The sequence below is a fragment of the Saccharothrix longispora genome (assembly GCF_031455225.1).
Taxonomy (GTDB): Bacteria; Actinomycetota; Actinomycetes; order Mycobacteriales; family Pseudonocardiaceae; genus Actinosynnema; species Actinosynnema longispora.
This window is the reverse complement of the sequence record NZ_JAVDSG010000001.1, coordinates 3,207,537-3,216,133: the sequence shown is the minus strand read 5'-3', so window position 1 is coordinate 3,216,133 and position 8,597 is coordinate 3,207,537. Positions and strand designations below refer to the sequence as shown.

At 75.7% G+C, this 8,597-nt stretch carries 4 protein-coding genes; 1 reads left to right on the top strand and 3 read right to left on the bottom strand.

The genetic code is table 11. From position 1 onward, the window contains the following. Nucleotides 1–64 precede the first annotated feature (64 nt). Complete coding sequence (locus J2S66_RS13065) at nucleotides 65–1,672, top strand: aldehyde dehydrogenase family protein (RefSeq protein ID WP_310307253.1); 1,608 nt, start codon at nucleotides 65–67, stop codon at nucleotides 1,670–1,672. 110 nt (nucleotides 1,673–1,782) lie between these two features. On the opposite strand, the gene J2S66_RS13060 is transcribed toward J2S66_RS13065, so the two are convergent. From J2S66_RS13060 to J2S66_RS13050, 3 genes are all read right to left on the bottom strand, one after another. Continuing rightward, on the bottom strand, nucleotides 1,783–2,052 hold the full coding sequence (locus J2S66_RS13060) for a hypothetical protein (RefSeq protein WP_310307252.1): 270 nt from the start codon (nucleotides 2,050–2,052) through the stop codon (nucleotides 1,783–1,785). Nucleotides 2,053–2,152: 100 nt separating this feature from the next. Beyond that, entirely contained in the window at nucleotides 2,153–3,133 is a 981-nt protein-coding gene (locus J2S66_RS13055; protein WP_310307251.1) for a 3-oxoacyl-ACP synthase, read from the bottom strand. Beyond that, complete coding sequence (locus J2S66_RS13050; RefSeq protein WP_310307250.1) at nucleotides 3,130–8,592, bottom strand: condensation domain-containing protein; 5,463 nt, start codon at nucleotides 8,590–8,592, stop codon at nucleotides 3,130–3,132. The genes J2S66_RS13055 and J2S66_RS13050 overlap by 4 nt, the downstream gene beginning before the upstream one ends. Nucleotides 8,593–8,597: the final 5 nt, after the last annotated feature.

Genomic DNA, 8,597 nt, shown 5'->3' with positions numbered 1-8,597 from the left:
TCGCGCACATCCGCCCGGTCCAGTCCCGGCTACACCCGAAAGTAGGACAGTCCACTTGGTACAGATGACGAGCGCCCGAGCCGCCGCACGGGCCTTCCCGCTCTACATCGCCGGCGAACGGGTCGAGACCGATGACCGCGCGTACGGCATGAGCGTGCGCTCGGTGCTGGAGCCGGGCGGCCACGAGGCCGCCGCGCTGCTCCGGTTGCTGCGCGAGGGCACCGAGGAGGAGGTGCACGCGCACCCGCACGTCCTGTGCTCGGTGTCGCTGTCCACACCGGAGCAGGGGGAGGCGGCGCTGGCCGCCGCCGCGGCCGCCGCGCCCCGCTTGCGCGCGGTACCGCTCGCCGAGCGGCTGGGCTGCGTGCGGGACCTGCACGCGGCGTTCCTCGCGCACCGCGAGGAGATCGCGCGCCTGCTGCGGCTGGAGGGCTGCCCGCGCGTGCTCGTCGAGGCGCAGCTCCTCGCCGTGCTCGACCTGATGCGGCCGGAGTCCCTGGAGATGGCGGCCGACCTGCTCCACCAGGAGTTCACGGCGCCGCGGCACCGGATCGTGCTCCAGCGCCAAGCCGACGGCGTGGTGTGCGTCGACCCGCCCGCCAACGCGCCCCTGTACGGCCTGATCGCGATGCTCGTGCTCGTCGCGGGCAACGCCGTCGTGATCCGCGTGCCGCGCAGTTGCGCGACGTCGTTGAGCTACGCCCTGCACGAGGTGATCATCCCGGTGTTCGAGGCGCACGGCGCGCCGCCCGGCGCGATCAACGTCCTCTGCGCCGACTTCGAGGTCACCATGCGGCAGTGGTTGGACAGCCCGTCGGTCGACACCGTCTACTACTTCGGCTCCAGCGACTACGGCCTCGCGCTGGAGCGCAAGTGCGTCGAGCGCGGCAAGAAGGCGATCCTCGAACTGTCCGGCAACGACGGCGTGCTGATCTGGCGGGACGCGCACCTGGAGCACGCGACCGCGGCGCTGCTGGAGTCCTTCTACGCCTCCGGTCAGGCGTGCGTGGCGCCGAAGTACGCGATCGTGCACCCCGACGTCGCCGACGAGCTGTCCGCCCGGCTGGCCGCGGCGGCGTCGGCGTTGCGACCGGGCGACCCGGAGACCTCCGACACGGTGCTCAGCCCGGTGCTGCGGGCGACCGCGTTCCAGCGCACCCTCGACGAGGCGCTGCGCGCGGGCGCCGTGCGGGTCTGCGGTGGTGCGCGGGTCGGGCTGGACGGCGAGCCGGACCCGAACGGGCTGTTCGTCGAACCCACCGTGCTGCGGGTCGACGGGTTCGAGCGGGCGGAGGCGAACCCGGCGGTGCGCGGCGAGAAGTTCTTCCCGCTGCTCTCGGTCGTCGTGCCCGAGGACGGCCCGGACCTGCTCGACCGCTGCCTGGACTTCCTCGACCGCAACAGGTTCGGCCTGCGGAACTCGCTGTGGGCGGAGGACGCCGTCGTGGTGGAGCGGTTCACGACCGAGTTGAGGAACGGCGGCCTGCTGAAGGTCAACGACTCGCACCTGGCCAACGCCCCGTACCTCCCCGGTCTGGGCGGAACCGGGGACAGCGGCGGCACGCACGGCGAGGCGATGTACCCGATCCTGCGGGCGAGCCGGTTGCAGGCGGTCGCGATCGCGACCACGCGGGTGCACCCGCGCGACGCGCTGCTCGGCCCCGGGGCGTGACGCTCCCGGCGCGCGGAACGGCCGGTCATCCGGGGGGCCGCCCCTTCGGCCGGATGACCGGCGACCCCGCGGTCGCCCTCCCGTCGGGACGACGACCCGCGAGGCGCGTCCTAGAAGCGGAACGGGTCGGTCACCGCGTCGGTCGCCTCGGTGAAGGAACCCGTGGCCTCGGTGAAGGTGCCGGACGCGTCGGCGAAGGTGCCCGTCGCGTCGGCCGCGACGTCGGACGCGGCGCCGCCGAAGTCCTGGGCGGCGCCCGTGAAGCCCTCCGTCGCCTGCGCGGCGGCGTCGGTCGCGGACTGGGAGACGCCCTCGGCCGCACCCGTGGCGCCCGACACGAACTCGTTGGCCTTGTCGAAGATGGCGTCGAACAGACCCATGGTGCGCACCTCTCGTGGGGAACCTGACAAAACCGACAGTACCCGTGCGGTATCCGCGCCGTGGTCACCCGGTCACGGGGAGCGAACCGGCGGGCCGGTGCTACAGCAGGTGCGTCCCGTCGTCGCCGTCGTCGGTCTCCACCAGCACCGCGCTCCACGCCGCGGTGGGGCTGGCGTCGAGCAGCACCACCCGGCTGCCCGGCGGCACGGCGGCGCCGTGCAGGTTGTGGAAGGTGTCGTTCGGCCCCAGGTGGCCGTAGCGCGCGAGGTTGGCCGCGCAGGCGGGGTGCAGCACTACGCCGAGCACCTCTGCGTAGTTGCGGTGCGAGGGCAGCGAGAGGTTCTGCGCCAGGTAGCACGTCACGTCCGCCGCGGTCAGGCCGTTGCGGGCCAGGAGGCGGGCGGTCAGGTCGCGCAGCCGGTTGCGGGTCTCGACGGCCAGGCGGAAGGAGTACGCCACCGGGTCGGAGCACTCCTCGCGCCACTCGGCGAACGGGCGGTCGCGGTAGGGGACCCGGAACAGGTCCGCGTAGTCGCCGTTCGTCTCCAGCAGCACGTCCCGCACGCGCACCCCGCCGGTGCGGGTGAGCACCAGCGCCCCGCCGCTGTCGCCGTTCAGGGTCACCGGGTGGCGGTAGCGGCGCGGGGTGGCGGGCGTGCTGCCGTGCGCGACGAGCACGGTCCGCACGGCGGAATCGCGCAGCAGGCCCGCCGCGGTCAGCAGGGCGGGGGCCAGCGACGCGCAGCCCAGGCCGCCGACGGAGAACGCCATCGCCCGCCGCGCGCCCAGGGCCGCCTGGAGCCGGGTCGCGTCCGAGCTGACCAGCGTCTCCGGGGCCCGCGACTCCACGGTGATCAGCACGTCGACCTCGGTCTCGGACACCGCGGCGGCGGCCAGGGCGCGACGTGCCGCCGCGGCGGCCAGGTCGGTGGCGCTCGCCGTCCCGGCCACCGCCACGCTCCCGATGCCCAGCGCCGAGCACGCCGCCCGCTCCGCGTCGTCCAGCTCCGCCCACTCGGGCAGCAGCTCCACCGGCACCGGGTCGCCGAGGTGCCACCCCGAGCCCGCGAGGGCGATCACGCCAGCTCGCCGTAGGCCGCGGCGATCCCGTCGGCCAGCGCCTCGACCTCGGACTGCCCGAAGTCGGCCAGGCTGTTGACGTCCACCCGCACCTCACCCGCCCGCTCCGACACGGCGACGATCAGCGGGAACCAGGACGTCATGGCCTTCTTCAGGTGCACCGCCAGGTCCCAGCGCGTCCGCAGCAGCCCGACCCCGGTGTCGAACGCCGCCACGTCACCGGGCACGTGCACCAGCAGCGCCCGAGGCTCCGGCAGGGCGCGCAGCGCCGCGGGCCCGGGGCCGTGCGGCGACAGGTGCCGCAGCACGCCGTACCCGACGCCGTCGTGCGGCACGGACCGGGCGCGGTCCACCACGAGCGGCAACGTCGCGCGCGCGCTGTCGGCCACCGGCAGCGACACCGGGTGCAGGCTGGTGAACCACCCGATCGACGGTCCCCGCCCGGCACGCCGGTACACGTTCGGCGTCGCCTCGCCCTCCACCGCCAGGAAGGCGCCGTCCGCGCCGCTCCACCGGGCCAGCCCCAGCGCCGTCGCGCACAGGGCGACCTCCCGCCCGGACGCCGACGCGACCGGGACCGGTCCCGCCGACCGGCTCACCAGCCCCTCCCCGCCGGAACCCGCGGGCAACCCGAAGGACGAGCCCTCGCGCAGCACGGCCGTCCAGTACGCCAGCTCCGCCGCCACCTCGTCGGACGCCGCCAGGTCGTGCAGGTGCCACGCCCACTCGCGCCACCCCGCCGGCGCTGGCGCGGGTGTCGCGGCACGCCCGGCCACCGCCTCGGCGATCAGCGCGTCGAGGTCGTCCAGCAGCACCACGGTGGACATGTTGTCGAACACGAAGTGGTGCACCAGCAGCACCAGCAGCCCGCCGCGCAGGTGCCCGCGCTCGTAGTACCGCGCCCGCGCCAGCGGCCCGCGCTCCAGGTCGAGGTCGTCCTTGAGCGCCCGGCAGTCGGCCGCGACCACCTCGCGCTCGTCGCCGGGTGGGAGGAACACCACGTCGAACGGCACCTCCGCGTCCGCGGCGCACTCGGCCCGCGTGCCCACGGCGTTGCGCCGGAACCGGTAGCGCAGCGGTTCGTGCCGCGCGGCCAGGTGGCGGACGGCGGTGCGGACCGCGTCGGCGGTGACGTCGGTCGAGGTCAGCTCCACCACGTGCACCTCGACGAAGTCCCCGCGCCGGTCGGGGACGTGCTCCAGGAAGCTGCGCATGATCGGGGTCAGCGGGATCGGCCGCGCGTCCGGCGCGACCGTTTCCGGTCCGACCGTTCCCGGCCCGATCGCCTCGGGTGCCGCCGGGCGGGGGATCGGTGCGCCGTCGACCACGGCCGCCGCCGCCAGCCCGCCCACGGTGGGGTGCTGCAACAACTGCTGCGGCGTGATGTGCACGCCCGCCTTCGCGGCCCGCGCCGCCACCCGCACGCCCAGGACGGAGTCGCCGCCCAGGGCGAAGAAGTTGTCGTCCGGGGACACCGAGTCCGCGCCGAGCAGGTCCGCGCAGATCGCGGTCAGCACCTCCACGGCCCGGGGTGGACCGCTGCCGTTCACGCGCACCTCCACGTCGTCCGCTTCCGGCGCACCGCCGGGTCCTCCACCGCCGGGTCCTCCACCACCGGGTCCTCCACCACCGGGCGCCACGACGGTGAGGTCGTCCAGCCGCACGTCGGGGTCGGCGGCGACCCGCGCCACCACGGCGGGCAGCCACGTCGCCAGCCGCCGCGCGGTCGCCGGGTCGTACAGCGCCGCGGCGTGCTCCAGGTAGCCGCTCATCGGTCCCGCGCCCTGGTCCACCACGCCGATGGTCAGGTCGAACTTCGCGGTCCCGGGCGCGATGCCCGCGATCGCCCCGTCCAGGTAGCGCGTGCACGGCAGCCCGGCCAGCTCGGCGGTCGCCTGCGGCACGTTCTGGTACGTGTAGACGACATCGAACAGCGGGTGCCGTCCCGGCTCGCGGCGCTCCAGCACCTCGGCGACGACCTTCTCCAGCGGCACCTCCTCGTGGTCGAGCACGTCGGCGACGGTGCGCGCGCAGCGCCGGACGAGGTCGGTGAACCGCAGGTCGCCGCGCACGGCGGTGCGGAACGGCAGCACGTTGTTGAAGTAGCCGATCAGGTCGTGCGAGGCCGGGTCGACGCGCCCGGACGTGGCCACGCCCACCACCACGTCGGTGAGCCGCGCCCAGCGGTGCAGGAGGGCGTCGACCACCGCGAGCATGGTGACGAACGTGGTGACGCCCAACCGGCGGCCCAGCGCCCGGATCGCCTCGGCGTCGGGTTCCGCGACCTCGAACTCCACCATCCCCCCGCCGGCGGTGCGCACGGCCGGCCGGGGCCGGTCGAGCGGCAGTTCCGGCGACCGCAGGCCCGCCAGCTCCGACCGCCAGAACCGCAGCCCCTCGTCCAGCCCGCCCTCGGCGGAGCGGCGGCGCTGCCGCGCGGCGAAGTCGGCGTACTGCGCGGGCAGCTCCGGCAGCTCCGGCGGGCGCCCCTCCAGCGCCGCCCGGTACAGCTCGGTGAAGTCGCGGAAGAACACGGTGGGGGACCAGCCGTCGAAGACGATGTGGTGGTAGTTCCACAGCAGCACGTGGTCCTCGTCGGCCAGGCGCAGCACGGCGGTCCGCACCAGCGGCCCCGACGCCAGGTCGAACGGCCGCCGCGCCTCCTCGTCGACGATCCGCCGGGCCTCGCGGTGCCGTTCGGCCTCCGGCAGCGCGCGCAGGTCGCGCACGACGACCTCCGGCTCCCCCTCCCGGACGTACGCCCGGGGCACGCCGTCGTCGTCGGCCGCGATGCGGGTGCGCAGCACCTCGTGCCTGTCCTGCACGCCGCGGATCGCCGCGAGCAGCGCGGTCACGTCGAGCGGACCGGTCAGGCGCAGGTCGTGCGGGATGTTGTAGAGCGGTGTCCCGGGGTCGAGCCGGTCGAGGTACCACAGCTGCTCCTGCCCGAACGACACCGGCAGGGCGCCGCCGCGCGGAACCGGCGCGAGCACGTCGGGCGCGGACGTCCCGCCGGCCTCCCGCAGCTCGGCCACCCGGCCGGCCAGGGCGCGCACGGTCGGGTGGGCGTACAGGTCGGCGAACGTCAGCCGCACGTCGAAGTCCCGCTCCAGCGCGCGCAGCACGCTGATCCCGGCGATGGACGTGCCGCCGAGGGCGAAGTAGTCCGAGTCCGGCGTCAGGCCCTCCTCGCCCAGGACCTCCTGCCAGACCTGCGCCACCCGGTCCTCGGGCGCGCCGCCGGGGGCGGGGCGCGGGCGGCGCAGCACCGGCCGCAACCGGGTGTCCTCGGTGAGCGGACCGGGTTCCGCGACCTCGTCGAGCGGGCGGCACCAGCAGCGCACCGGCTCGAACGGGTAGGTCGGCGCCTCCACGCGCGGGACGTCGGCCCCGGCGTAGTGCGCGTCCCAGTCGAGGCGCGCGCCGAGCCGGTACAGCGCGCCGAGCTGCCGCAGCACGCCCCTCCGTCCCGGCACCGCGAACAGCTCCACGCACGGCAGGTCCGGGCGCAGGCGGCGGACCTCGCGGGTGAGCACCCCGTTGCCGCCCAGGTCCACCAGCACCGCGCCGTCGCCCGCGAACCGCTCCACCACCCGGGCCAGCCGGGTGCGGTCCAGCTCGGCGCTCAGCTCCCCGGCGTCCTCGACGGCGTCCTCGACGGACAGCTCGCCGCGGGCCACGCGCACGGCGAGGTTCCCGGGACCCGAGCCCACCAGGTGCGCGTCCCGCACGCCCAGCGACCGGGCCAGCGCGAGCAGCGCGGTCTGCGCCACGACGAGCCGGGCGGCGGGCCGCTCCGGCAGCACCACGTCCGCCAGGACGGGGAACGCCTCGGCCAGCCCCGCCCACGTCGCGTCGTCGGGCACGCCGTCGCCGGACAGCAGCACCACGACGGGCCGGTCGTCGGGCACCGCCTCGTCGGGCGGCACGGCCGACCGCAGCGCCTCGACCAGTTCCTCCGCGCCCCCCACCGCGAACGCGCCGCGGAACGGGTGGTCGTCGCGGCCCCGGTTCATCGCGTGCGCGACGGTCCGTAGGTCGTGGCCGGTGCGCTCGGCGAAGTCGGCCAGCCGGTCGAGGTAGGCCCGGAACGCGGCGGCGGACTTCGCCGACACGGTCACCAGCTCGACGCCCGGACCGGAGAACGCCGGACCGGAGAACGCCGGACCGGGGCCGGCCGGCCTGCGCGGGGGAGGCTGCTCCAGCACCGCGTGCACGTTGGTGCCGGTCATGCCCAGGGCGCTCACCCCGGCCCGGCGCGGCACGCCGTCGCGCTCGGGCCACGGCCGGTGCGCGGGGTTGACGTGCACCGGCCCGGACAGGTCGAGCAGCGGGTTGGGCGACTCGAAGTGCGCCGTGGGGTACAGCTCGGCGCGCTCCACGGACAGCAGCGCCTTGAGCAGGCCGGCCATCCCGGCCGCGCCGTCGAGGTGGCCGAGGTTGCCCTTGATCGAACCGATGGCGCAGCCCGGCGCGGCGACCCCGGCCCCGGCGAACGCCCGGCGCAGCGCGTCCACCTCGATCACGTCGCCCAGGGGCGTCGCCGAGCCGTGGCACTCGACGTAGGCCACGGTGGCGGGGTCGACGTCCGCGTCCCGCCACGCCTGCCGCACCACCTCGGTCTGGGCGGCCTGGCTGGGCGCGCTCAGCCCGACCATCCGGTGGCCGTTGTGGTTGACCGCGATCCCCTTGAGCACAGCCCGCACCGGGTCGCCGGCCTCGACCGCGTCGCGCAGCCGGCGCAGCAGCACCACCGCGCCGCCCTCGCCCGCCACCGCGCCGGTCGCGCACTCGTCGAACGGGCGGCACCGGCCGTCCGACGACTCCACGCCCCGCACGGGCGTGTGCGCCTGTTCGGCGAACAGCACCGGCCGCACGCTGACCCCGCCCGCCAGCGCCAGGTCCGCGGTCCCCTTGCGCAGCTCGTCCACCGCGCTCGCCAGCGCGGTCAGGCTGCTGCTGCACGCGGTGTCCACGACGTAGGCGGGCCCGGTGAGGTTGAGGTGGTAGGAGATCCGGGCGGCCGACGACGCGGACAGCGCGCCGAGCGTCTGGTGCGGGTCCTCGCCCCGGTACAGGGTCTCGTAGTCGGACTGGGAGTGGCCGAGCACGACCGCGGTGCGCGACCCGCGCAGCGACCCCGGCGCCAGGCAGGCGTTCTCGACCGCCTCGTGGGCGAGCTGGAGCAGCAGCCGCTGGTGCGGGTCCATCATCTCGGCCTCGCGCAGCGGGATGCCGAAGAACCGGTGGTCGAAGAGGTCGATCCGGTCGAGGTGCGCCATGCGCAGGTAGCGGGTGCCGGCGCTGCCGCCGGTGTGCCGCACCCGCGTCGGCGACGGCGGTCCGACCAGGTCGACGCCCCCGGCCAGCAACCCCGCCAGCCCGTCCAGCCCGACCGCGCCGTCGGGGCCGGGCAGCAGCGCGGCGACCCCGATGATCGCGATGTCCTCGTCCCGCACTGCGG